This is a genomic window from Virgibacillus ndiopensis (assembly GCF_900187325.1).
GTDB lineage: Bacteria > Bacillota > Bacilli > Bacillales > Amphibacillaceae > Virgibacillus_E > Virgibacillus_E ndiopensis.
Genome location: NZ_FZMZ01000005.1, coordinates 711,518 through 734,172 on the forward strand (window position 1 = coordinate 711,518; position 22,655 = coordinate 734,172).

Consider the following 22,655-nt stretch of genomic DNA (forward strand, 5'->3'; position numbering starts at 1 on the left):
GTTCCCTCCCTATTTTGAACGTTTATAAAATGGTGTCTCAACAACAACTGCTTTTAATTGACGTTTACGAACCTGTACAACTAATTCTGTTCCGATTTGAGCAAATTCGGTTTTTATTAGTGCTAACCCAACATTTTTTTGTAATGTTGGTGATTGCGTCCCAGAAGTAACAAATCCAATTTTCTCTTCATCTAACAAAACTTCATAACCATGCCGCGGAATCCCTTTATCGATCATTTCAATGCCTACAAGTTTTCTTGCTGGTCCTTCTTCTTTTTGCTTTTGAAGTACATTTTTCCCAATAAAATCTGTATCTTTATTTAATTTTACAGCAAATGCAAGCCCTGCCTCGATAGGAGTAATATCCTTCGATAGCTCCTGTCCATATAATGCCAAATTTGCTTCAAAACGCAATGTATCTCTAGCTCCGAGTCCGATAGGCTCTAGGCCACTAACCTTACCTGCTTCCAATAGCAGCTGCCACAATTCTTGACCACTTGCAGTATCAATATAGATTTCAAAACCGTCTTCACCAGTATATCCCGTTCTTGAAACAATAGCGCTGGACGAAATAGTAGAAAAATAAACCGGATTTTCAAAACGGAAAAATTTAATTTCACGAAGGTCTGTTTCTGTTAATGTTTGTAAAATCTCTTCTGCTAATGGACCTTGAAGAGCTAACTGCACATAATTTGCTGATTCATTAGTAATGGTAACTTTTTCTGTATTATTTTTTACCAGCCACTCGTAGTCTTTTTCCGTATTGGCTGCATTTACTACAAGTAGATAATGATTTTCTTCAAGCATATAAACAATTAAATCGTCAACAGTGCCACCACTTTCATAGCACATAAAAGTATATTGCGCACGTTTAGGTTGTAACTTTGAAACATCGTTGGTCATTATTTTTTGTAAAAAATTCAGACTATTTTTCCCTTTTACAACAATCTCTCCCATGTGAGAAACATCGAATAAACCTGCTTTTGTTCGAGTGACTTCATGTTCTTGTTTAATACTTGAAAATTGAACAGGTAAATCCCATCCACCAAAATCAATTGTTTTCGCCCCATACTTTTCATATTCAGGGAATAATGGGGTTCGTTTTAATTCACTCACATTAATCCACTCCTTCTATTTACTTTTGTCCATAAAAAAACAGAGATTTCACTGATACCCATGAAATCTCTGTCCGTCAACCTGAAAGTTGCGCACTACTTGAAATCGCATTCAATCATAATTCCAAGATTTGTGCTTGCTTCGTTGGTGGTTTACAGTTACGTAAACACTCTCCAGAGTTGCGTCCTACAAGAGTCTTTTTGCCTGAGAGATTCACATTTGTTTGCTCCTTCGGCGTTACTTATAAACTAGATTTTATAAGTAATCTCTCCCCTTGTAATCATTCGCTTTAATGAAAATATATGTATTTGGTTATACTATGTATCAATACTCGCGAAAAATCTATTTATTTTGGATTTAGTATATCACACAATACATAGGAAAAATAGAACTAAATACAGAAACATTTTAACTTTTTTATTTCATAAAAAACACGTCATTGTTATAAAGGAAGTACAAATAATGAGCAAAATTCAACTAAAAAAAGACACTACATTTATCGAAGAATTTTTGACCAATCTTGATAATGAAGGACCCTTCTCCAGTTGGGAGCTTTTTCAAATGAACTACCAAGCAGAAGCGACCTCGATGACACCAACTTTTAATGGTTTACGTGCTTTGGATTATTTACCACATGTAGATTTTCTTCCACACCAAATTCAGACAGCCAAGCAAGCTGTAGAGGAAATGAATGGCCGCGCTATTCTAGCCGATGAAGTTGGATTAGGAAAAACAATCGAGGCAGGTTTAATATTAAAAGAATATATGATTAGAGGACTGGTAAAAAAAGCATTGATCTTAGTTCCAGCATCATTAGTCAGTCAATGGGCAAAAGAACTAAATGAGAAATTTTACATTCCTGCAATCCCATATCGGAAAAGCTACAATTGGGAGCAAGTTGACATACTTATATCTTCCATTGATACAGCAAAAAGATCTCCACATAGGGAACAAATTTTAGACATCAATTACGATTTTATTCTAATTGATGAAGCGCATAAACTTAAAAACCATAAAACCAAAAATTATGAGTTTGTACGAGCATTAAAGAAGAAGTATTGTCTATTATTAACCGCAACACCTGTACAAAACCGATTAATTGAAATCTTTAATTTGGTATCAATTTTGAAACCAGGTCATTTAGGCAATTATGAAACATTTTTAGAACAATATGGCAAGGATCGCAAAAACATAAAACAAGATGCATACTTGAAGCAATTAGTTCAAAAAGTAATGATACGTAACACTAGAAAAGGCACCGAATTAAGTAATACAAGTCGGAACATCGAAACAGTCTGGCTGGATTTTACAGAAGAAGAAAAAGCATTTTACCAAGAATTAGATCAGCTAACCGGAACATTTGCAACATTTACTAAGATTACATTACTGAGAGAAATTTGTTCATCACGTGAAGCATGTTTCTTATCACTAAAGAAAATGGCTGACAATGAAAATGCTAATAGTGAAATTTTTCGTTCCCTGATGAGCAAAATCGAAGAACTTCCTAATCATTCAAAAGCAGAAAAAGTGGTAGAAATAATTCAAAGGAATTCGGATGAAAAAGTCATTATTTTTACCGAATACCGAGCAACTCAACTTTATTTACAATGGTATTTACAGCAAAATAATATAACATCGGTACCTTTTAGAGGTGGATTTAAAAGCGGTAAAAAGGATTGGATGAAACAACTGTTTAAAAACCATGCACAAGTATTGATCGCAACAGAAGCAGGCGGAGAAGGGATTAACCTTCAATTTTGTAATCACCTGATAAATTATGACTTGCCATGGAATCCAATGCGCATTGAACAACGTATTGGTCGTATCCATCGTTATGGACAAGAAAAAGATGTTCACATTTATAATATGGCAATTCGTGAAACTGTTGAAGAACATATCATGAATTTGCTATATGAAAAAATTAAATTATTTGAACAAGTAATTGGTAATTTAGACATGATATTAGCTGAACTAAACATAACCGATATCGAAACTGAACTACAAACTATTTTTTCGGAATCAACGTCAACAGGTGAAGCTAAAATTAAGTTAGATAATCTCTCTTCTATTATTAAGTACACACATGATTCTACAGTTAGTGAGGAAAAACAATATGGCAATTGAACATTTACATGATTTCTTACAAAATTATTTTACAGCGCATAACTGTGAATTAGTTCATAACCAGGATGGAATATTAACGGTACAGTTAACGGAAAAAATGGACAGAGCATTAATGAATAGACCATTCTACTGGCATTATGTTAAAAGTACTGGATTTGCTGGAGAGCCAATGAAATTAACGTTAATTACCAACCCTGATAGGCGTGATGATAAAGGTGAATGGATCCATTTTGGTAGCCCAAGGTTACAACAATTGTTTGCTCACCTTCATGACAATGAAAAGTTCACAAAACTATTTCAAAAGATTGATACTACTAAAAAAACTGCATTATATCCTTGGCTAGTCATTAATATTAAAATAAGCTATATAGGAAAACAAAAGAGAGATGAGATTATATCCATTGGTTTACATTTAGTAAATGGGATGATGAAAACAGAAATGATGGAGTATTTAAAGACTATTCCGCTTCAAATGACTATATCTGATTATTGTTTTACTATATCACCATTAATAAAGGTGAAAAGTGGATTCAAACGTATTGAAGCGGTTCTTGAAAATTACATTGAAAATCAAACATACGAATGGGCAGACGAATCGTTAAAAACGTTAAATGAGGAAATTGACTTACTGAAGCATTTTTATAGTGATAGGATGGATGAGGAAAATTTAGACAACAAAATGGAACAAGAATTAAATGAAATTACAAATCGATATCAACCACATGTTTTATTTAATGTAATTAATGGAGGGATTTTTTATCTTACTGATGATCCAACGCTTACAATTCAATAAAGCAGGCTCCCAATAACGAGAGCCTGCTACTCAGCTTTCTTCATAAACATTTTTAAGGCGAATGGTAGGACACCTAGCCATTTATTCGAAAATGATGAAACATTACTGTTTTGTTGTTTTTTCCGTGATTTTCGTTCATCACGAGGCGTATCAATATATGTCACTACCTGCTCTGTCATGTATTTCACATAATCATTACCAGAAATAGCTATCACCTCACTTGCATGTTATAGTTCTAGCGTTTCCATTTGTTATCAAGCTATACTTTCGTTCAATTGATTTTTTTGATTATTTCATTTGTAATAACTTCCATCGTTTTGTTATCGGTAGTGATGATGTGTTCAGCACAGTTTTTATATAGGTTAGTCCTCCAATTATATAATTTTTTCTTTTCTTCCACACCTTTGTTCCAAAGCGGCCTTTTTTGATCATTTTCTAAACGCTTCTTAATTTCATTAAAGGATGTATGTAAATAAATCACTATGCCAGATTTCATATAATTAGTATTCTCTTCTTTTTCTACAATGCCTCCACCAGTTGACACGACAGCATTAGAATTTGGAGTTTGTCTTAACACTTCTGATTCATATATACGAAACGTACTTTCTCCTTCCTCTTTAAATATTGATGCTATTGACTGCTTATATTTTTCTTCGACCGTAACATCTGTGTCAATCAAAGGAATATTTAAATTTAAACTTAGTCTCTCCCCTATTGAACTTTTTCCGCTGCCCATAAAGCCAATTAAATAAATTGTTTTCATGTCTTATTTCACCCCAAAAGAATTTTTATAAATAATTTTTTAAAAAAGAAGGAATTTGTTATTTAATGTCGAATATAGGAATTATAACAAAATCAAAATTAAATATGGAGGTGTTACTTCATTGACCCCCGCAACAACTCTTTCGCAAAAACTTCTTCTTTCTTCGTTTGAAGCACAAGCTTCTGACATTCATTTTTATCCCTATGAAAATCATACTGATATTTATTTTCGAATACACGGTAAACGAAAATTCCATAAACAGATACTTTCTTCTCAATATCAATTACTATTAGCTTATTTCAAGTTTACATCAGGTATGGACATAGGGGAAATAAGAAAACCACAAAATGGTACTATAACCTTTAAAACAACTGCTGTACATTATGACCTTCGTTTATCAACACTCCCTGTAAACCATATGGAAAGCCTGGCCATTCGTATCCTTCCACAGAATGAAAACCTTTCACTTGAACAATTATTTCTTTTTCCAAATCAACTTAAAAAACTTAAAAATTTACTTTTGAACCGTGCGGGTATCATCCTGTTTACAGGGCCAACAGGAAGTGGTAAAACCACAACCCTTTATGCATTACTCCAAACGATCTTACAGCAAGATTCTTACCAAACGATCACATTAGAGGATCCAATCGAAAAAGAAATCACAAATATTCTACAGGTTCAAGTTAATGAAAAAGCTGGAATAACCTATCAAGTTGGATTAAAAGCAGCATTAAGACATGACCCTGATATTATCATGGTTGGTGAAATTCGTGACCGGGAAACTGCGCGTTTTGCTTTTGAGGCATCCCTTACAGGTCATCTCGTTTTAAGCACACTTCATGCGAAAAATGCACATGGTACAATACATCGATTGTTGGAAATGGGACTGTCGATAACCGATTTAAAACAATCACTAATTTCAGTTGCCGCTTTACAATTACTACCTATTACAATAAACCAACTTACAAGAAGAGCTGCCATTTTAGAATTTTTGGATGATGACTTGTTAGAGAGTGCATTGAATGGAGAAGATGTTGAGACTATGGACCATTTTCAAACATTTCAGCACTTAAGAAAGAAGGCATTTGCATATGGCTTTATATCTAAAAAAGTATACAACTCATATTAAGCCCAAAACCATTAGAAAAGAGTTACAACTACTGTTTTTAAAACGTTTGTCCAGGCTATTACAAAACGGCTATACCCTAATCGAGGCACTAGAAGTAATTAAATGGGATAAAAATCTGGAAAAACCGGCATCTAACGTTATAGAAGCTTTAAAAAATGGATCGTCGCTTGATCAGGCTTTTGACAAAGCCAAATTTAATCCTATTGTCACCTCCTATTTATTTTTTGTACAAGCAAATGGCGATGTTTATGCTACCATTGAAAAATGTATCTATATGTTTGAACAACGTTTATTGTATGTACAAAAATTTCAACAAGTGGCACGTTACCCCATCATATTACTTTTTGTATTTTCTATCCTTCTATATTTCATCAAACAATCGGTTCTCCCTTCATTTCTAGATTTATTCCAAGCAAATTCAGAAACATCATCAACCGTATATTTTTCTATGGTAATCATTGATTTTTTAAGTAGTTTTGTGGTGGTAATAATTATTTTAGCTATTGTAGGAGGTGGTTTTTGGCAGTTACACAAACATAAAATAAGTATTCATAAGCAAATTAAAGTCTATAGTTCCATCCCGATTTATCGTAAATACAAACAAATACAGACGTCTTTTCTATTCGCTACGCATTTTAGCTCTCTATTAAAAACTGGAATCCCCATTAAAGAAATTTTAACGATTATGTCACAGCAAACGAAGTTACCTATCCTATCTTATTATTCAAAATTAATGACAGCAGAATTGCAAAAAGGTCTTCAACTATCAAGTTTATTATCGCAATTCCAATTGTTAGAAAAACAAGTCGCAATGATATTTCAAAAAAATGCAGATATAAATGCTTTGGAGAAGGATTTGTCTGTATACGCTGAACTTGTCACAGAAGAACTGCACCGAAAAATAATGAAAGTAATTACATATATTCAACCAGCTTTTTTTCTTGTACTAGCTGGGTTCATTGTTTTCATTTATATAACTCTGATGTGGCCAATGTTTCAATTAATTAAGACTATATAAAGGAGAATTTATATGTTTAAAAATCAAAAAGGATTTACGCTGATAGAAATGTTAATTGTACTATTAATTATCTCGGTTTTAATAATATTAATAGTACCTAATTTAAGCGATAAAAGTAAAAAGGTTTATACAAAAGGTTGTGAGGCATTAGTTTCTGTAGTTCAAGGGCAAGTTGATTCGTACAAAATTGACAAAGGTAATAATCCTACCAATTTAGATGTATTAAAAAGTGCCGGCTATATATCTGAAAAACAAATGACTTGTCCGAACGACGATCCATTAATTATAACAGACGGAACAGTCGGTGTATCTACTGCAATTGAATAGGAACAACAATGAGTAAAAACGGGTTTACCCTACTTGAAGTTATTTTTGCACTTAGTATATGGGGACTATTTATTCTTTTAAGTGCACCAATAATGTTTTCAACCCTTGATAAACAACAGGAAAAACAATTTTTTAATACATTTGAATTTGATCTACTCTATATGCAAAATATATCTTACACAACAACCGACTATATACGTTTAACGTTTAAACTAGATAATAATACTTATGAAATCACAAAAGGAAACAGCAGTGAAGTTCTTGTTAAGAGAACCATTCCGTCCGATTGGATTGTTCAAAAAAGAACTATGACAAAGCCCATTGCATTTAATTCAAATGGAACAATCAAGCAATCAGGCTCTTTATACATTCAAACAAAACTTTCGAAATATCGAATTGTATTTCCATTAGGTAAGGGGCGCTGCTACATTGAAAAACAATAGAGGATTTTCACTAATCGAGGTACTAGTAGCTTTCAGTATCATTTTTATGATTGCAACAACGCTAATACCAATAGCATCTTTACTGAACACTGAACTTGAAATCTTAAGCCAGCGTCGTTTATTAGCAAACCATCTACATGACGAACTGCAACTATATTTATGGAACAACAAAGCCACCATCCCCTCAACCTATTCAGAAATGATTGATAAGAAAAAAGTTCTATTTCATTTTACAAACGAAAACAACTTAATTAAAGGATGTGCAGAGTGGCAAAATGTTAAACAATCGACTGAAAAGTATTGTTTATATGGATATCAACAAAAATGAACAAGGTTTTACTTTCATTACGCTGCTTGTCACAATTACTATATTCTTTATGACCCTCCCTTTTGTCGGATATATACCCAAAACAATAACCTATTCTTCAAATTACGATGAAATTTCCGTCCTTCAGTTTTTTAATTTTTTAAGAGACGATGTTATTAAAGCAACAGATTTCACCATCGATTCAAATAGGATAAATCTTAATATGAAGGATGGAACTGTCGTATCCTTTGAACAATATGGCGACATTATCAGACGGCAGGTTGACGGTCAGGGACATGAAATTTATCTTCATGATATTAAGAATTTTGAATTAAAACCTTTACCTTATGGTATCCATCTTACAATTACCTCCATACAAGGAGACAACTATGAAAAATCAATCATTTTTTATCGCTAAACAAAATGGATTTTTTTTACCTTATGTCCTATTTTTAACAGCAGTTGTTCTGATCGTTTTAACAACTACTATTAACACTTACAAAAGTGATTTACAAATTACAGATAATCAGCTAAAACAACTAAAAATTGAAACATTGTTTCAAATGGGTCGAACTAAATTTAAACAAAACTTTTTTGCAATTGAAACCGATCCCGACAGGAACCAAGTACATTACACCTTCCCTGATGGTAATGTAAGCATCTCTTATGTCCACTTAATTGATAAAAAATATGAGCTGACCTTTACTATTCATACTAATAAAAAATCATATATTACAACGGATATATTATCTTTAGAATAAAACAATTGAATAAAATTAACTACGTGAGTTAAACTACGATATGACGAATGAATGTGTATAATTTTTAACAAATAGATCTTTTCACCCACACCAGAAAAATATTTACTATAATAAAGATAACAACTATAGTGAGGTGGGTTCATGTGGAAAAGGCATTACAAATCTCAAGCGTTTTAGGCGATCCAACAAGATTTTCTATCTACCAGTACATCATTCAAAAACACGATGAAGTTAATGTTAGTGAAATAGCAACTCAATTTGAAATTCACCCAAATGTAGCAAGATTACATCTGTCAAAACTGGAAGACATAAATATGGTAGTATCCTATTCACAAAAAACTGGAAAAGGCGGAAGACCAAGCAGATTGTATCGACTTTCAGATGAAGTTATTGAATTACATTTTCCACATCGGGATTATAAATTACTTTCTTCTATAGCTATCGATGCATTCGTCGAATTAGGAGAAGCCGGTAAGCATGCATTATATAATACTGGGAAAAAATATGGTTTAAATATTATCAAGCGTGTAGAGTCGGTTCATTTTCCTGAAAATCTTTCCATTGATAAGAAACTACACATTTTAGAGGATACTGGAACAATGTTAGGTATGTATCCAAAATTCAGTTATAACCAAGAATCAAATAGTATCACTTTCAGTATTAACAATTGTCCCTTTAAAGAAGTGGCTAATCATAATCATACGATGGTTTGTAAAATGCACAATGCATTTTTAAAAGGAATGCTTGAAGCACTTTTTAACGATGTTGAATTAATTGTGAAAGAAAATATGTATGAAGGCTGTTCAAATTGTACGTATGTGGCAAAACTTTCAATTGTTTAGTAAGATTCATTTACAATATTCATTTCCTCGTTTATAATAACAATGATAAGAAATGATAAGGTTACCTAGAAGGAGGGGGAAAGCATGGATCGAATGTTTCGAGTGCTTGCTTTTTGGACAGGGATTTTCACAGTAATGTTTTTTATTGGCGATATGCAAAAAACAGCATTATTATTCCTAGTTCAAACAGCTTTTTTCCTTACAGTAAGTTATTTAAAATTATCTGAGCGCATGTATATGTACTTATTCGGAGCTTATTTAACAGTATTTATGGTTGGCTTTACATGGTATTCAAACTTTATACTTGTTCCAGGCTTTGAATAATCCAAAAGCGCGACAAAAACCCTGCTTACATAAACTTTTTTATGCAGGGTTTTTTTATTTTTTCAGAATACACTATTGACATGTTTATAATATGCATTTATAGTAATAATAGTAGCTTAACTTTTATCCCTAACCAACAAAAGAGCAGAGCACATCCCCCCTAAAACCCTTCTTATAAAGAAGGGTTTTTTTATATTACTTCACAAAGGGATTATTTCGTTTTTCTTCTCCTATTGTCGTTTCAGCCCCATGTCCTGGATATACAACATAATTGTCATCTAGTCTATAGAATTCATTTCGAATACTTGCAGCTAATTGACGCATATCCCCTCCAGGCAAATCAGTTCTCCCAATTCCATGAAGAAATAAAACGTCACCACCTATAATGGACGATTCATCATGTAGAATAAAACTGACGCTTCCAGGAGAATGACCAGGAGTGTGAACTACTTCAAAAATAAAGGTAGATATACATAACTTCCCGGGCTTTAGTACATGTTCTGCTTTCTTAGTTACAAACGGCTGCCCCATAAACAACTTTGAACCATTTAATTCAGAATCTGATAACCAGTCCATCTCATTTTCGTGCAAATATACATTAATATTAAAATGGTTTCGTAATGTATCTACAGCACCTATATGATCAAAATGAGCGTGAGTTAACAAAATTGCTTGTGGTTTAATGTGTTCATGTTCCAAAAATGACATAATTATCTCTGCATCGCCACCAGGATCTATTACAACCGCATTTTTCTCATCATATACGATATAACAATTTGTGCCTATTGGACCAACCGACATTCCTTTTATGTTCAAGTAAAAAACCCCCATATCATTTAGTAATAAATTGTTCATAAAATCATATTGAACACGCTCGACAAAACCATTTTAATGCTATAAAATAATAAATAGTAATGTTTAGTTACATAATAATATAAATGCAATTCCTATATCAACAGTGGAATACGTTAAGGAGGAAACAAAAGTATGAGAATAGTACTAGCAATTTTATTACTGATTGTTGCATTGTTATCTGTGATTTCTGTAATTCGTCAACTTAAATTAAAAAATATGTTTGCATTAGGTTTTTCAGCTGTTTCTGCATTAGCATTTGGATTTTTCTCGATTGCTACTCTAATATACGAAATCACTGGTTGACCTAAACAATGACTGAAAAAAAGCTAACTCTTAAAGGTTAGCTTTTTTAATTTAATTTAATTTTAAAGGCTGTTTCAATAGAATCAGCCTTTAATACATTATTTACTTTTACTAAAATCAACAAATCTGAACAGGTCACCATATACAATGTCATCAGAATATCCAAGTTCTTTGGCTACCTTTTCTTCAATTGGTGCACATGGATTTTCAGTTTCTTTTCCTGCACTTTGCTCAACAGGTTCCCCTGTCTCACGATTGTAGCATATACCACTTGTTGAAATATATTTATCACTGATATAGTCACCATTTCTTAAAGCGACATAACCTTTACGGTCTTCAGAGAATAAATCATTACCAAAATAAATGTCATCAGTAGTTTCAATACCGAGTAAATGCAACAATGTCGGTTTAATATCAATTTGACCTGATACTTCGGACATTACCTTACCTTTTCCATTGCCAGGAATATGAATAAAGAATGGTACACGTTGTAATTGTACATGATCATACGGTGTTATTTCTTCTTTCCCTAAATAATTACTCATTGCTTTATTATGATTTTCACTTATTCCATAGTGATCTCCCATAATTACAATAATGGAATCCTCGTATATACCAGCTTCTTTTAACCGATTAAAAAATTGTTCTATTGATTCATCCATATACCTTACAGTTGGAAAATAATTATTTAAGGTATTTGAATTTGAATCATATGGCTCAATCGAACGATCTTCTTTACTTAGATCAAACGGAAAATGGTTTGTTAAGGTAATAAACTTAGTATAAAAAGGTTGTTCAATTGTTTGTAAATACTTAATCGACTGATCAAAAAACGGTTTATCCTTTAACCCCCATCCAATTGAATTCTCTTTTGTTACCTCATACGCTTCTTCTCCATAAAAATGATCGAATCCTAAACTTCCATACATCTGATCTCTGTTCCAAAAGCTCTTATTATTTGCGTGAAACGAAGCAGTATAATAACCTTGTTCATTTAACATTTCCGGAAGTGCATGATATTCGTTTTGACCATGTGTGAAAAATACGGCACCCCTTGACAATGGATATAGAGAATTAGCTGTTAAAAACTCAGAATCTGATGTTTTACCTTGCATTGTTTGATGATAAAAATTTTCAAAGTAATACGTATCATTATCTTCAACTAGACTATTTAAAAATGGTGTAATCTCTTCCCCATTTACCTCATTATTAATGGTAAAGCCTTGAAGGGATTCTGCAGAAATAAAAATGACGTTTTTACCTTTTGCCGCACCAAATAAATCTGATTTTTCTTTACTTTGAATTCCATCAATATATTTTTTTATCTCAGGTAATTCGGTTCCATCTGCAAATACACGTTGTGTTTTAACTTTAGAATGTACAGCAATATCGTAAATATGATAGTTGAATAACCCAATATTTTTCACAAGATATTCTCTATCAAATGCACGTGTGAAAAGTTGAGGTCTTTCCATTTCAGCCAAGAAAAAGTTACCCGCAATTAACACAAATGACATTGCAAGTGCAAAAACTTTACCACTTCTTGGGTAACTAACTGTCATTGCATCTTGTTTTTTCTTACTTAGATACCAAATTATAGCCACATCAGCAAAAAATAGAATGTCGTACACTTTTAACAGCGTCAGAATACTTGATCCCAAGTCACCCATATTACTCGCTTGAAATAATTGTGGAATCGTAATAAAGTCTGTAAAAGAACGATAGAATACTAGATTAAAATATAAGATGATTGTCCCAATTAATGCAGTATATCGCAAAAATTTCATTTGTCGTGATTTTTTCTTGAACCAAACACTTAAGGCAAAAACTAAAAATGCCGACACGAATGGATTAATTAACAAAATTAATTCTTGCATCGAATTATCTAATTCAATACTAAACATAAAGCGGTATATAATATATGTTTTTACGCCAAACAACAAAGTAGCAATTATATATAATGGGATTTTAGTCTGTTTTATGTTCATCATCCGTTCCTCCTAACTTAAAACATCTTTTCCAAAGTTTTTCTCTTTCTAAATATCATTCACTATTTCTGACTACTAATAAACCTGCTCTCTCTATCTATATGACGTTTTAACAAGAATAAAAGTTTCATATAATCATATTTTTTTTAATAAACATCCCTTCATATATATTAAAGTATATTTATGATATGCCTTAATATATATGAATAAAAACTTCTAATGCTTCTAATTTTACTTGTTGCCTTGCAATTGTACAGCTTCTTTTCTTAGAAGCAAAATTGCCTTTGAATATTCCTCTGGACCTATGAGGTGAGACTCGTACAATTCCTTTACTTCCATTTCCATTAATTCCAACTCAGCAATCCGATCACCAATATAAATAAATGTTCCAAATTTTTTTAATAATTGTTGGACATCATAAACTGTTTTCATATAAATCACCAATTATTATTATATCAAAGGAAGCGTATGAAGGGAATAATGAGTTGGCCCAAAATTTAGAATCCAGATCGGCTCAGCGATCTGGATCTCTTGGGTGTAAAAATGCTGGTCTCCTGTTTTTAAGTGGAATCGGGGATCGAATAAGGATATCTCGAAACGCACGAAATGAGAATGGCATAAATGGCCAAAAATATGCTGTATGATACGATGTCATTCTAGTTAGGAATAATATCCAAACCGTAATACCGACTACATATCCAATAACACCAAACGAAGCTGTTATAATCAACAATAACATTCGAACAATTCGATTAGCTAAACTTAGCTCATAGCTTGGTGTAGCAAATGTTCCAACTGCTGCTACCGATAAATATAAAACTACTTCATTTGAAAATAAACCCACTTCTACAGCAACCTGTCCAATTAAAATTGCTGCAACCAAACCTAATGCTGTGGCCAGGGAAGAAGGGGTGTGAATGGCAGCCATCCTAAGTATATCTATACCAATCTCCGCAATAAGAAATTGTACAATTAACGGGATTACCCCTTCCTCAGCCGGGCCTATAAAATACAATCCGTTTGGTAATAAATCCGGATTTGAGGAAAACAAATAATAAAGTGGCAATATAAAAATAGAAGCCATCACTGCGACAAAACGTACTAGGCGGAGATACGCACCTATTAATGGCTTTTGACGATATTCTTCCGCATGCTGTAAATGATGCCAGTATGTTGCTGGAGTTATCATCACACTTGGTGAACCATCAATAATAATCAATACATGTCCCTCGTATATATGTGCCGCAGCTGTGTCTGGCCTTTCCGTATATCGTACCGTTGGATATGGATTCCAGTGCCTGCCACTAATGAATTCCTCAATGGTTTTTTCAGCCATTGGAAGCCCATCAGTATCAATTTTTTTTAATACATCTTTTAATTCCGAAACACGATCAGGATCAGCAATATCTTCTAAATAACATATACATATATCGGTTTCTGATCTTCTTCCTATTTGAAGGTATTCCATCCTTAATGAACGATCACGAACCCTTCTTCTCGTTAATGCGGTATTGAAGACAATTGTTTCAACATATCCATCTCTCGAACCCCGTACCACCCGTTCCAAGTCTGGTTCTGCTGGAGCACGAACGGGATAGGTTCGAGCATCAATCATAATTATTTCATCGGTACCTTCTACCAGCAATGCTACGGGGCCAGCAAGAACTTGATCCGATGCTTTATTTAAATCCGTTTGCTTACCAATTTCTATGTAAGGAATATAGGTTTTAAACAATTTTGTTAACGGATCTGGCTCCAGTTGTTCCGGTTCAAGCTTTGCTAAAAGTTTCATAATATAGTGCATAATATCATCTTTAGCAAAGCCATCAATCATAAACATAGCCATTTTGCGCCCAGCATATTCTAAGTCTAAATTAATAACATCAAAACTTTTATCGACAGCTAGTCTATCTTTCATGTATTCAACATTTTTATCGTACGAAGAAAACAAAGGTTTTTTCTCTTTATTCATTATCGTCACCTGTTATTTCGACTTGTATACAAAAATAGTTTGTTCGAGTAGCATGAAATCTATTCATAAAGACTTGTATACTGTCATAAATCTTAATTAAGTCGAGATTTAAAAAGGATGGACAAATAATGAATAAAAAATTATTCATTTTTATACTTATAACATTTGTAGTACTAGCTGGATTTTTTTATATAGGGAAATTAAGTTCTGTTCCTGCTATAACATACTTTCCTATTGATCAAGAAACTACCTTCGTCGATACAACTACAAATATAGAATTCTATTCACAGCAAGGCAACAACTCCTATGATATTTCGTGGACAAGTAATTCCAAAAGCGATAAAAAAGTTTATTTAAGACAGGACGCTTCTTTACTATTTGACAACGGAAGACTAAAAGGAGTATTAAGTAAATGGAAGCAAAACGAGGATACAATTCAATTAAATCAGAAACTTTCAAATGAAGACAGCAGCTACTTTCAGGCAATTTCCTTTCATCACGGGGAAGTTCATTACCCTGACGACAAAATTAAAAGTATCCACCAAATGTCATATGATGAATTGTACGTAGTTGATTCACCTACCACACCGCTTGAATCGTTTAAAATACCTAAAAGCGAATTTGAAACTGAATGGAAGAACCTATTAGACCTTACAACAAAACAGCAATTGATTTACCACTGGAACAAGCTTATGAATCACTTTGACATAAACAAAGAAGATTATATCACGATTCCATTAACAAATTTATACAAATATAACGAGGAAAATTTGCCTAATATGACGGCTGAACAAACAGATCAAATCATTGGTCAGTTATGGGAAGGACTATATAAAAACTACATTTTGCCAGCTACATCGCCAGCTGATAATAAATTATCAAGTTATATTCCAATTGTTTTGTTTGATAAAAAGAATACACATTTACTGGTTTTATATGAAGTAAATGGTAAAAAAGAACGACTTATCCAACAATATTGAGTCTGTCTCATTTGAAAGCAAGAACAACAGACTCGATCTTGGTTTAACTTTTTGGTTTTTCACCCGTGATCTGCTCATAAAAGCGAATATATTCATCATCATTAGGCTTTAATTGATATGCTTTTTCCACCGCTTCTTTAGCTAATTGTTTATCACCGCGGTTTGAGTACAATATTGCAAGATTGTAATAGGCTTCAGGCATGTCATTTTTAATTTCAACGACATGTTCAAGATCCTCTATCGCCAAATTAGTTTTATTCAATTCAATATATGCATATGAACGTTGAAATAACAATTGGGCTTCAAGTTCCTCCGGATGCTCGAGACCTTTTGTCGCTCTTTCAACTACACCCTCATAATTTTCTTGTTGTAGTAGTTCATCGATTTTAACTAATTGGTAGTTCGCACTATTTATATTATTATGTACACCAAAAATAATTAATCCGCCAGTAATCAAAACATATAAAACAAACGCGCAAATTTGTGTGAACATTTTTCTTTTTTTCGGCAACCCAACAATTGCTGATGCAACAAAACCTGTGATTAGCCCACCAATATGTGCACCATTATCAATTTGAGGAAAAGAAAATCCAAACACGATATTAATTCCAATCAAAATAAGCAATCCTTTCCCCATCGTTTGAAGAAAAATTTTCTTATATAATAGACCAAAATAAAGTAACGCACCGAATAATCCAAATAAGGCACCCGAAGCGCCAGCTGATACATTAAATGTAAATGCAAAGCTAGCAAGTCCCCCGCCAATACCCGCCAAAAAATATATAACAAGAAACCGCCATGATCCGTAGATTCGTTCTGACGTATTCCCTAAATAATATACTGCAAGCATGTTCATAAATAAATGTAAAAGTCCAATATGTAAGAACATTGATGTAATAATCCGCCACCATTCACCATCAATAATAGCCGGATTATATTTTGCTCCAAAATTCACCAAGTTCTCCGTTGATTGACTCCCACCTGCTTTCATTTCAAGCATGATAAACATTACTATATTTATTAGTAACAACAAATAAGTAAGAAATGGTTTACCAAATGAAAATACGGTCTCTGCTTCTTTTTGTTTATGATAAAAATTATTACCTAATTCATTCTTATATTCAATTATTTTTTGTTCTTTTTCACTATCCGTTATATTCTCAGAATCAGTCGTAGCGGAAAAATCTAATGATTTAAATAATCTTGATCTTTCGTTTTCTATTTCATTCTCCTCAAGATAATAAACGTTCATTTTAATAGGATTCTTTTCGTTTAACTGCAACGGCTTTTTTAGTAATTCCCAATCATCGACTGGTGCATGTGATGAAACATAAACATTATGTATTTCTATATGTTTACCTTGCAGATATCGTACCATGGCTTTCGTTTTTTGGAAGACCAACGCAATGTCCTTTTTTAAATGATTTGTCCAACTAAATCCATTATGAACTAGTCTAACAATATGTGAGGTCTTATTCTCGAATTTTTCTAACCATATCTCCTCTTCTTGATTATTTATATGTAAAACTTCAAAATGATGATTTTTTACTAACAGATATGCAGTTCTATACATCAGATATTGCTCAGATAAATACATGTACTTTCCTCCCTACCAACATCATAACAAAACAGTGGGATAATTTCTTGAAAAAGACAACAAAAAAGAAGTTGCCAACGACAACTTCTTTTTTGTATGTTAATGACTTGTTTGACTATTGAACAGATTTGGTATTATGTTTTTTTTGATTTTTGGCATGTTCATTGTTATAGAGACAACAATTCTACGGAGAAAACTAATTGCTAAAATGGTATTTACCACCCGATACCTCCATTTGTAAATTACCGATATTGCCGTTATTATAAATGTAACAATTAAAATGAACCGCATACTAACACCCTTTTCTATTAAAAGTGATGTTATTAGTTATTTTCTAAAAGCTTATATTTATACATTAAGACCCAATATACCGATCGTAAAGTGAACGAGCATTTATTTTGTCCTCCGTGCCCTGAACTAGAACTCGACCATCCGGAAATATTACAAATGTAATATCTTCATTTATTCTTGCTTTTAATAAAAATGGTGTACGTTGAATACTAGCAATATTCGTTAATTGATTTTCCAGCCTCGTAAGCTCCATTTTTTCCTTTTGATGGATTTGCACCGTATTCCGACCGCATAAAACCGTTTCTTGATCCTGTAAACTTTTCTTTAATGCCGGGTACTCTTTTGTCTGACAGGTTGGGCAATTTGAATCTGGCTTCGGAAACTTCATGTCATATTGGTTATTAAACCATACATCAAACGTTTTTAAAGTTCCTCTTAAGTTTTGTTTATTATTCGTTAAGTATTTCAATGCTTCCACAACCTGCATAGATGAAACAATATCAACTGCTGGAGAAATAACCCCTACTGTATCACAGGTTTGTCCATCATCTGATCCTGGTTTGGCAATACAACGTAAACAAGGTGTTTCATTCGGAATAAACAATGCCGTCATCCCTCTCGAACCAACCACTCCACCATAAGAAAAAGGGATATTTTTCTTGAAACAAATGTCGTTCAACAGATATCGTGTTGTAAAATTATCTGTCCCATCCAATACTAAATCGATGCCTTCTGTAAGTTCTTCAATATTTTCATATGTAACATTATCAACAAGTGCTTCGATATGAACATCACGATTCGTTTTACTTAATTTCCTCTTGGCAGCAATTGCTTTCGGTAATGCATCACGAACATCATTTTCGTCAAATAACATTTGTCGTTGTAAATTACTTAATTCAACATAGTCCCGATCAACAATTCGAAGTCTACCTATACCAGACCGAACAAGATGATTGCATATCACCGTTCCTAGAGCTCCAACACCAACAACAAGCACCGTACAATTTGCTAGTAATTCCTGACCTGATTCTTTTATCGGTGAAAATAACATTTGTCGTGAATAACGCTCCCGGTTCATTATAATAGCCTCCTCCTATATAATTCCATTTTCTGTTACCAACTGATTCACTGGAATATCAAACGATTCAAATGGCAACGAATCAACAAGTTGATGTATACTTGCCAAGGAAATGGTTTGATTTAGAAAATTAGTTAAGTATCTATCATAATACCCACCACCAAAGCCGATTCGAATTCCATTTTTAGCAAAAACTAAACCGGGTACAACTAGTAAGTCGATGTCATTCTTGTCCACTTTTTTAGTTTCTTTAGGTTTTGGCTCTAATAAATTATAATAAACAATTTCTAATTGATCATATGATTTCAATTGATAAAATGTAAGTAGCTTTTCTTTCGGTTCACATTTTGGTACACACACTATTTTTCCTTGTTCCCAAGCTTCCTCAATTAATGGTTTAGTGTTCCACTCGAATCCTTGTGAAACGGTGATTCCGATAGTAGTTGCATTTTCCCATGCAGCAGATGTTGTTAAATAATGTTTTAATTTTTGTTCTATTGCTCGTTTTTCATTTTCTTTTATTTTTTTTAGTTTAGCTATTGCTGATTTACGTAATTGTAATTTGTCCAACATTCATCGCCCCCTATAATAATAGTAGCAAATATTCCATTTTAAAAGTAAGTTTTCTATAAGATTTTTACTTTTTCATGCTGAATTTCTTATTTACTAGTTAACATAAACTGCGATGAAACAGCAACGTGATTTCCGCTCCGGGCAGTCGCGCACCTTAGGCGGCTGGCGAGCCTTTGGTGCATGTAGTGTATTTCCGAAACGGTAGTCCAAGCTAAAATAATGTCGTATTTTCTATGAATAGCAACAAACTAGGCGAAAAGAGCCTTTTAAAAAAAATAAAACCCTTACCAATTAATTGATAAGAGTTTTATCCCATTTCGATTATTTTGTTTCACGATGTAAAGTATGTCTTTTCAATCGTGGACAATATTTCTTAAGCTCAATTCGCTCAGGATTAGTACGCTTGTTTTTTGTAGTAATATAATTACGATCACCAGTTTCAGTACAAGCTAATGTAATGTTTACGCGCATGATTTTTCCCTCCAAACTATGAAAACTGCTTTGTTAGCATAATAATTTCACTTCAGACTTAATTATAATAGCAGATCTTTAGCATTCAATCAAGAAATACCGTAAAAAAATAACCAATTGGATTTATCCATTTATTATCTAACCATATTTATACTTTTCGAATACGCCCCCCATAATGATAAAGAATCTATCGAATGATATTAATTGATGAATTAAATAGTTAGTAAAATAATGAAGCCTATTTTTGACAATGGTTTTTACTATTATTCTATGTTATAACTATTAATGTGTAAAATGAATTGGAGGTAAAACTATGATATATGTTTTAATCACATTAATTGCTGTTGCTATCGTATTGTTTGTACTATCGTTCTTTATGAATGATAAATTTGAGGAAATAGAAAATCAATTAGAACAATTTTCAATCTCAACCATGCAGGATACATATCAAATGAAGAAGAAAATTAAGATTTTGGAAGAGGAATTATTAACAGAAGATATCCTTCCAACACATGAAAAAAACCAAAATTAACAAATGAGGAGTACAATCAATGAAACAACCTGTTCGTTTATTTTCAATTGGCGTATTCGCAACTAGTATCATTTTACTGGTATTTTATTTTTTTGAAGACTCCAAGGCTAAATCAAATGAAATGAATACAGATGAGATGATAACTGCTATTGAAGAAGATGGCTATCGTGTAATTACTGAATCGGAATATATTTCACTTTCAGTAAATGACAAAAAAGAAATAAAAGATAACAAAGAATCAACCGAAAAACAAGAAAAAGACGCAAACACTGATCAAAAAGAGGATGCAACCTCTGAAAAGGAAAAGGAAAATGAAAAAGAAGAGGAAACTCCTGCTGAAAATGAAGCAGTGAAAAAATATACGCTTAAAATTGAGTCAGGTATGGCATCTTCAACAATCAGTTCTCGTTTAGCTGAAAATGGCATCATTAAGGATGCAAATGAATTTACTCAGTATTTAGAAGATGAAGGGTATAGCACAAAAATTCAGCTTGGTGAGTTTGAATTGACAAGCTCTATGAGTAGTTTTGAAATTGCTGAAGAACTTACAAAATAACAAAAAGCTGTATTGTAGTAGTGAGATCACTACTACAATACAGCTTTTTTAATTTAGATCGAATGATTCACCTTTAACCAAAAACAAAATGCTTTCCCCGATATTAGTGATATGATCCGCAAAACGTTCGATATACCTTGCACTAAATGCCATCTGCATTACATATTGAACTTTTTCCGGGTTTGTTGCAGTTTCTTCAAGCATTTCTCTAATGATAGTCTCGTATAATTCATCCATACTATCATCCATCTTTGACAGTTTTCTGGCAACTGATATATCTTCGTATTTAATTGCATTAATTGCGACTCTAACCATTTCAATAGCAATGTCACGCATTTCTTTTACAGCAGGATGGACAGTTAATAGATAGTGTTCACCAAGTTCTATGGTAGCTTCAGCGATATTTTTTGCATGATCCCCCATCCGCTCAAGATCAGTAGTAATTTTTAAAGCAATAATTAACCTGCGCAAATCTTTTGCGACTGGTTGTTGTTTAGCTATGAGTAATACAGCCTTGTTATTAATATCTAGCTCTCTTTTATCGACAAGTTTATCATTCGCAATAATTTGATTTGCTAAAGTAATATCTTGATTGTATAGAGCATCCACAGCTTTGATTAAAGCATCCTCCGTTAGCATTGCTAATTGGATTATCTCATCTTTTATACTTTTTAAATCTAGTTGAAATTGTTCTCTGGCAACCATCAGAATCCTCCTCTTCGCTTTTATTTATCCAAATCGACCTGTGATATAATCCTCTGTTCGTTTATCTGCAGGATTTGAGAAGATTTGATCTGTATCGTTATATTCAATAACTTCCCCATTAAGGAAAAAAGCTGTTTTATCTGAAATTCTGGCTGCTTGCTGCATGTTGTGTGTTACAATGACAATACTGTAATCTTTCTTTAACGTTTGTACTAATTCCTCAACCTTTAACGTTGATATCGGATCAAGTGCCGATGTTGGCTCATCCATTAAAATTACTTCAGGCTCTATCGCTAAACACCTTGCAATACAAAGTCGTTGCTGTTGTCCACCGGATAACCCAAAAGCATTTTCATGCAATCTATCCTTCACCTCATCCCAAAGTGCTGCACCCCGAAGACTCTTTTCTACCACCTCATCCAGAATACTTTTCTTTTTAACTCCGTGTATTTTAGGTCCATAAACAACATTTTCATAGATAGATTTTGGGAATGGATTTGGTTTTTGAAATACCATTCCGACACTCGTTCTTAATTCTTCAACATTATATTTCGGATTAAAAATATTTTGTTCATTATAATCAATACTTCCCGTCATTTTCACAGATGGAATTAATTCCACCATACGGTTAAGTGCTTTGATGAAAGTAGATTTTCCACAACCAGATGGTCCAATTATGGCAGTTACTTTATTTGTTGGTATATCCATACAAATCTCGTTTAGTGCCTGGTCTTCACCATACCATAAATTAAAATTATCAACAGAATAAATAGTCTTATCTTCCTTCATTCCAAACTTACTAGTCAT

The 22,655-nt window shown here is 32.9% G+C and carries 28 protein-coding genes and 2 riboswitches; of the genes, 15 read left to right on the forward strand and 13 right to left on the reverse strand.

All coding sequences use genetic code 11. The features are described 5' to 3' along the window. Positions 1 to 9 precede the first annotated feature (9 nt). On the reverse strand, positions 10 to 1,116 hold the full coding sequence (gcvT, locus tag CS937_RS10925) for a glycine cleavage system aminomethyltransferase GcvT (protein WP_099158488.1): 1,107 nt from the start codon (positions 1,114 to 1,116) through the stop codon (positions 10 to 12). Positions 1,117 to 1,183: 67 nt separating this feature from the next. Next, a riboswitch (glycine riboswitch) is annotated at positions 1,184 to 1,295 on the reverse strand. Between the two features lie 3 nt (positions 1,296 to 1,298). After that, positions 1,299 to 1,400, reverse strand: a riboswitch (glycine riboswitch). Between the two features lie 178 nt (positions 1,401 to 1,578). Between gcvT and CS937_RS10930 the strand changes: the two genes are divergently transcribed. Together CS937_RS10930 and CS937_RS10935 are read left to right on the forward strand one after the other, a co-directional pair. Continuing rightward, positions 1,579 to 3,240, forward strand: a complete 1,662-nt coding sequence (locus tag CS937_RS10930; protein WP_099158489.1) for a DEAD/DEAH box helicase — start codon at positions 1,579 to 1,581, stop codon at positions 3,238 to 3,240. Next, positions 3,230 to 4,033: a YqhG family protein gene (locus tag CS937_RS10935; RefSeq protein ID WP_099158490.1), complete on the forward strand. Its 804-nt coding sequence runs from the start codon at positions 3,230 to 3,232 to the stop codon at positions 4,031 to 4,033. The genes CS937_RS10930 and CS937_RS10935 overlap by 11 nt, the downstream gene beginning before the upstream one ends. A gap of 26 nt (positions 4,034 to 4,059) precedes the next feature. Here the strand turns inward: CS937_RS10935 and CS937_RS10940 are convergent, their stop codons facing one another. Both CS937_RS10940 and CS937_RS10945 read right to left on the reverse strand, forming a co-directional pair. Beyond that, on the reverse strand, positions 4,060 to 4,239 hold the full coding sequence (locus tag CS937_RS10940; RefSeq protein WP_099158860.1) for a YqzE family protein: 180 nt from the start codon (positions 4,237 to 4,239) through the stop codon (positions 4,060 to 4,062). Positions 4,240 to 4,304: 65 nt separating this feature from the next. Further along, entirely contained in the window at positions 4,305 to 4,796 is a 492-nt protein-coding gene (locus tag CS937_RS10945) for a shikimate kinase (RefSeq protein WP_099158491.1), read from the reverse strand. A gap of 121 nt (positions 4,797 to 4,917) precedes the next feature. On the opposite strand from CS937_RS10945, the gene comGA reads away from it, so the two are divergent. The 9 genes from comGA (at position 4,918) to CS937_RS10990 (ending at position 9,947) form a co-directional block, all read left to right on the forward strand. Continuing rightward, complete coding sequence (comGA, locus tag CS937_RS10950) at positions 4,918 to 5,925, forward strand: competence type IV pilus ATPase ComGA (RefSeq protein ID WP_099158492.1); 1,008 nt, start codon at positions 4,918 to 4,920, stop codon at positions 5,923 to 5,925. Beyond that, complete coding sequence (gene comGB, locus CS937_RS10955; protein WP_099158493.1) at positions 5,888 to 6,943, forward strand: competence type IV pilus assembly protein ComGB; 1,056 nt, start codon at positions 5,888 to 5,890, stop codon at positions 6,941 to 6,943. The genes comGA and comGB overlap by 38 nt, the downstream gene beginning before the upstream one ends. Positions 6,944 to 6,955: 12 nt before the next feature. Then, on the forward strand, positions 6,956 to 7,270 hold the full coding sequence (comGC, locus tag CS937_RS10960) for a competence type IV pilus major pilin ComGC (RefSeq protein WP_099158494.1): 315 nt from the start codon (positions 6,956 to 6,958) through the stop codon (positions 7,268 to 7,270). Between the two features lie 8 nt (positions 7,271 to 7,278). After that, positions 7,279 to 7,713: a competence type IV pilus minor pilin ComGD gene (comGD, locus tag CS937_RS10965; RefSeq protein ID WP_099158495.1), complete on the forward strand. Its 435-nt coding sequence runs from the start codon at positions 7,279 to 7,281 to the stop codon at positions 7,711 to 7,713. Then, a complete protein-coding gene (locus tag CS937_RS10970) occupies positions 7,700 to 8,041 on the forward strand; it encodes a type IV pilus modification PilV family protein (protein ID WP_099158496.1) in 342 nt (113 codons plus the stop codon). Before comGD ends, CS937_RS10970 begins: the two co-directional genes overlap by 14 nt. Further along, positions 8,022 to 8,438, forward strand: a complete 417-nt coding sequence (locus tag CS937_RS10975) for a competence type IV pilus minor pilin ComGF (RefSeq protein WP_176555818.1) — start codon at positions 8,022 to 8,024, stop codon at positions 8,436 to 8,438. The genes CS937_RS10970 and CS937_RS10975 overlap by 20 nt, the downstream gene beginning before the upstream one ends. Further along, on the forward strand, positions 8,410 to 8,781 hold the full coding sequence (locus CS937_RS10980) for a hypothetical protein (protein WP_099158498.1): 372 nt from the start codon (positions 8,410 to 8,412) through the stop codon (positions 8,779 to 8,781). The genes CS937_RS10975 and CS937_RS10980 overlap by 29 nt, the downstream gene beginning before the upstream one ends. A 143-nt stretch (positions 8,782 to 8,924) precedes the next feature. Further along, a complete protein-coding gene (locus CS937_RS10985) occupies positions 8,925 to 9,623 on the forward strand; it encodes a helix-turn-helix transcriptional regulator (RefSeq protein WP_099158499.1) in 699 nt (232 codons plus the stop codon). Between the two features lie 84 nt (positions 9,624 to 9,707). After that, positions 9,708 to 9,947: a DUF2626 domain-containing protein gene (locus CS937_RS10990; protein ID WP_099158500.1), complete on the forward strand. Its 240-nt coding sequence runs from the start codon at positions 9,708 to 9,710 to the stop codon at positions 9,945 to 9,947. A 195-nt stretch (positions 9,948 to 10,142) separates the two neighbouring features. Here the strand turns inward: CS937_RS10990 and CS937_RS10995 are convergent, their stop codons facing one another. After that, positions 10,143 to 10,763 carry an MBL fold metallo-hydrolase gene (locus CS937_RS10995; protein ID WP_176555819.1) on the reverse strand — a complete coding sequence of 207 codons (621 nt, stop codon included), beginning with the start codon at positions 10,761 to 10,763 and terminating at the stop codon, positions 10,143 to 10,145. Positions 10,764 to 10,934: 171 nt separating this feature from the next. On the opposite strand from CS937_RS10995, the gene CS937_RS11000 reads away from it, so the two are divergent. Next, positions 10,935 to 11,105 carry a DUF2759 family protein gene (locus CS937_RS11000; RefSeq protein WP_099158501.1) on the forward strand — a complete coding sequence of 57 codons (171 nt, stop codon included), beginning with the start codon at positions 10,935 to 10,937 and terminating at the stop codon, positions 11,103 to 11,105. 98 nt (positions 11,106 to 11,203) lie between these two features. Here the strand turns inward: CS937_RS11000 and CS937_RS11005 are convergent, their stop codons facing one another. The 3 genes from CS937_RS11005 to CS937_RS11015 all read right to left on the reverse strand — a co-directional run bounded on the left by CS937_RS11005 (position 11,204) and on the right by CS937_RS11015 (position 15,065). Next, a complete protein-coding gene (locus tag CS937_RS11005) occupies positions 11,204 to 13,093 on the reverse strand; it encodes an LTA synthase family protein (protein ID WP_099158502.1) in 1,890 nt (629 codons plus the stop codon). A gap of 231 nt (positions 13,094 to 13,324) precedes the next feature. After that, positions 13,325 to 13,525, reverse strand: a complete 201-nt coding sequence (locus tag CS937_RS11010; RefSeq protein WP_099158503.1) for a YqgQ family protein — start codon at positions 13,523 to 13,525, stop codon at positions 13,325 to 13,327. An 82-nt stretch (positions 13,526 to 13,607) separates the two neighbouring features. Next, complete coding sequence (locus CS937_RS11015; RefSeq protein ID WP_099158504.1) at positions 13,608 to 15,065, reverse strand: spore germination protein; 1,458 nt, start codon at positions 15,063 to 15,065, stop codon at positions 13,608 to 13,610. A 128-nt stretch (positions 15,066 to 15,193) separates the two neighbouring features. Between CS937_RS11015 and CS937_RS11020 the strand changes: the two genes are divergently transcribed. Next, the gene (locus tag CS937_RS11020; RefSeq protein WP_099158505.1) at positions 15,194 to 16,045 is read left to right on the forward strand and encodes a hypothetical protein; all 852 of its coding nucleotides are present in this window, start codon (positions 15,194 to 15,196) and stop codon (positions 16,043 to 16,045) included. A 43-nt stretch (positions 16,046 to 16,088) separates the two neighbouring features. Here CS937_RS11020 and CS937_RS11025 read toward each other — a convergent pair whose 3' ends face one another. The 4 genes from CS937_RS11025 to rpmG form a co-directional block, all read right to left on the reverse strand. Beyond that, positions 16,089 to 17,642 carry a rhomboid family intramembrane serine protease gene (locus tag CS937_RS11025; RefSeq protein WP_099158506.1) on the reverse strand — a complete coding sequence of 518 codons (1,554 nt, stop codon included), beginning with the start codon at positions 17,640 to 17,642 and terminating at the stop codon, positions 16,089 to 16,091. A gap of 355 nt (positions 17,643 to 17,997) precedes the next feature. Next, positions 17,998 to 19,011, reverse strand: coding sequence for a ThiF family adenylyltransferase (locus tag CS937_RS11035; RefSeq protein ID WP_099158508.1), 1,014 nt, complete (start codon positions 19,009 to 19,011; stop codon positions 17,998 to 18,000). Between the two features lie 15 nt (positions 19,012 to 19,026). Next, positions 19,027 to 19,584, reverse strand: a complete 558-nt coding sequence (locus CS937_RS11040) for a 5-formyltetrahydrofolate cyclo-ligase (protein WP_099158509.1) — start codon at positions 19,582 to 19,584, stop codon at positions 19,027 to 19,029. A 321-nt stretch (positions 19,585 to 19,905) separates the two neighbouring features. Then, complete coding sequence (rpmG, locus tag CS937_RS11045) at positions 19,906 to 20,055, reverse strand: 50S ribosomal protein L33 (protein ID WP_099158510.1); 150 nt, start codon at positions 20,053 to 20,055, stop codon at positions 19,906 to 19,908. Between the two features lie 313 nt (positions 20,056 to 20,368). Between rpmG and CS937_RS11050 the strand changes: the two genes are divergently transcribed. Then, positions 20,369 to 20,587 carry a hypothetical protein gene (locus tag CS937_RS11050; protein WP_099158511.1) on the forward strand — a complete coding sequence of 73 codons (219 nt, stop codon included), beginning with the start codon at positions 20,369 to 20,371 and terminating at the stop codon, positions 20,585 to 20,587. Positions 20,588 to 20,606: 19 nt separating this feature from the next. Further along, entirely contained in the window at positions 20,607 to 21,143 is a 537-nt protein-coding gene (locus tag CS937_RS11055; RefSeq protein ID WP_099158512.1) for an endolytic transglycosylase MltG, read from the forward strand. A 48-nt stretch (positions 21,144 to 21,191) separates the two neighbouring features. Here the strand turns inward: CS937_RS11055 and phoU are convergent, their stop codons facing one another. Next, positions 21,192 to 21,848: a phosphate signaling complex protein PhoU gene (gene phoU / locus CS937_RS11060; protein ID WP_099158513.1), complete on the reverse strand. Its 657-nt coding sequence runs from the start codon at positions 21,846 to 21,848 to the stop codon at positions 21,192 to 21,194. A 24-nt stretch (positions 21,849 to 21,872) separates the two neighbouring features. Further along, positions 21,873 to 22,655, reverse strand: coding sequence for a phosphate ABC transporter ATP-binding protein PstB (gene pstB / locus CS937_RS11065; protein ID WP_099158862.1), 783 nt, complete (start codon positions 22,653 to 22,655; stop codon positions 21,873 to 21,875).

What these genes read in the sequence shown, in the direction of transcription:
- CS937_RS10930 (WP_099158489.1), top strand. Translation starts at nt 1,579, where the DNA reads ATGAGCAAAATTCAACTAAAAAAAGACACTACATTTATCGAAGAATTT.
- CS937_RS10935 (WP_099158490.1), top strand. Translation starts at nt 3,230, where the DNA reads ATGGCAATTGAACATTTACATGATTTCTTACAAAATTATTTTACAGCG.
- CS937_RS10945 (WP_099158491.1), bottom strand. Translation starts at nt 4,796, where the DNA reads ATGAAAACAATTTATTTAATTGGCTTTATGGGCAGCGGAAAAAGTTCA.
- comGB (WP_099158493.1), top strand. Translation starts at nt 5,888, where the DNA reads ATGGCTTTATATCTAAAAAAGTATACAACTCATATTAAGCCCAAAACC.
- comGC (WP_099158494.1), top strand. Translation starts at nt 6,956, where the DNA reads ATGTTTAAAAATCAAAAAGGATTTACGCTGATAGAAATGTTAATTGTA.
- comGD (WP_099158495.1), top strand. Translation starts at nt 7,279, where the DNA reads ATGAGTAAAAACGGGTTTACCCTACTTGAAGTTATTTTTGCACTTAGT.
- CS937_RS10975 (WP_176555818.1), top strand. Translation starts at nt 8,022, where the DNA reads ATGGATATCAACAAAAATGAACAAGGTTTTACTTTCATTACGCTGCTT.
- CS937_RS10980 (WP_099158498.1), top strand. Translation starts at nt 8,410, where the DNA reads ATGAAAAATCAATCATTTTTTATCGCTAAACAAAATGGATTTTTTTTA.
- CS937_RS10990 (WP_099158500.1), top strand. Translation starts at nt 9,708, where the DNA reads ATGGATCGAATGTTTCGAGTGCTTGCTTTTTGGACAGGGATTTTCACA.
- CS937_RS11000 (WP_099158501.1), top strand. Translation starts at nt 10,935, where the DNA reads ATGAGAATAGTACTAGCAATTTTATTACTGATTGTTGCATTGTTATCT.
- CS937_RS11005 (WP_099158502.1), bottom strand. Translation starts at nt 13,093, where the DNA reads ATGAACATAAAACAGACTAAAATCCCATTATATATAATTGCTACTTTG.
- CS937_RS11010 (WP_099158503.1), bottom strand. Translation starts at nt 13,525, where the DNA reads ATGAAAACAGTTTATGATGTCCAACAATTATTAAAAAAATTTGGAACA.
- CS937_RS11015 (WP_099158504.1), bottom strand. Translation starts at nt 15,065, where the DNA reads ATGAATAAAGAGAAAAAACCTTTGTTTTCTTCGTACGATAAAAATGTT.
- CS937_RS11020 (WP_099158505.1), top strand. Translation starts at nt 15,194, where the DNA reads ATGAATAAAAAATTATTCATTTTTATACTTATAACATTTGTAGTACTA.
- CS937_RS11025 (WP_099158506.1), bottom strand. Translation starts at nt 17,642, where the DNA reads ATGTATTTATCTGAGCAATATCTGATGTATAGAACTGCATATCTGTTA.
- CS937_RS11035 (WP_099158508.1), bottom strand. Translation starts at nt 19,011, where the DNA reads ATGAACCGGGAGCGTTATTCACGACAAATGTTATTTTCACCGATAAAA.
- CS937_RS11040 (WP_099158509.1), bottom strand. Translation starts at nt 19,584, where the DNA reads ATGTTGGACAAATTACAATTACGTAAATCAGCAATAGCTAAACTAAAA.
- rpmG (WP_099158510.1), bottom strand. Translation starts at nt 20,055, where the DNA reads ATGCGCGTAAACATTACATTAGCTTGTACTGAAACTGGTGATCGTAAT.
- CS937_RS11050 (WP_099158511.1), top strand. Translation starts at nt 20,369, where the DNA reads ATGATATATGTTTTAATCACATTAATTGCTGTTGCTATCGTATTGTTT.
- CS937_RS11055 (WP_099158512.1), top strand. Translation starts at nt 20,607, where the DNA reads ATGAAACAACCTGTTCGTTTATTTTCAATTGGCGTATTCGCAACTAGT.
- phoU (WP_099158513.1), bottom strand. Translation starts at nt 21,848, where the DNA reads ATGGTTGCCAGAGAACAATTTCAACTAGATTTAAAAAGTATAAAAGAT.
- pstB (WP_099158862.1), bottom strand. Translation starts at nt 22,655, where the DNA reads ATGACTAGTAAGTTTGGAATGAAGGAAGATAAGACTATTTATTCTGTT.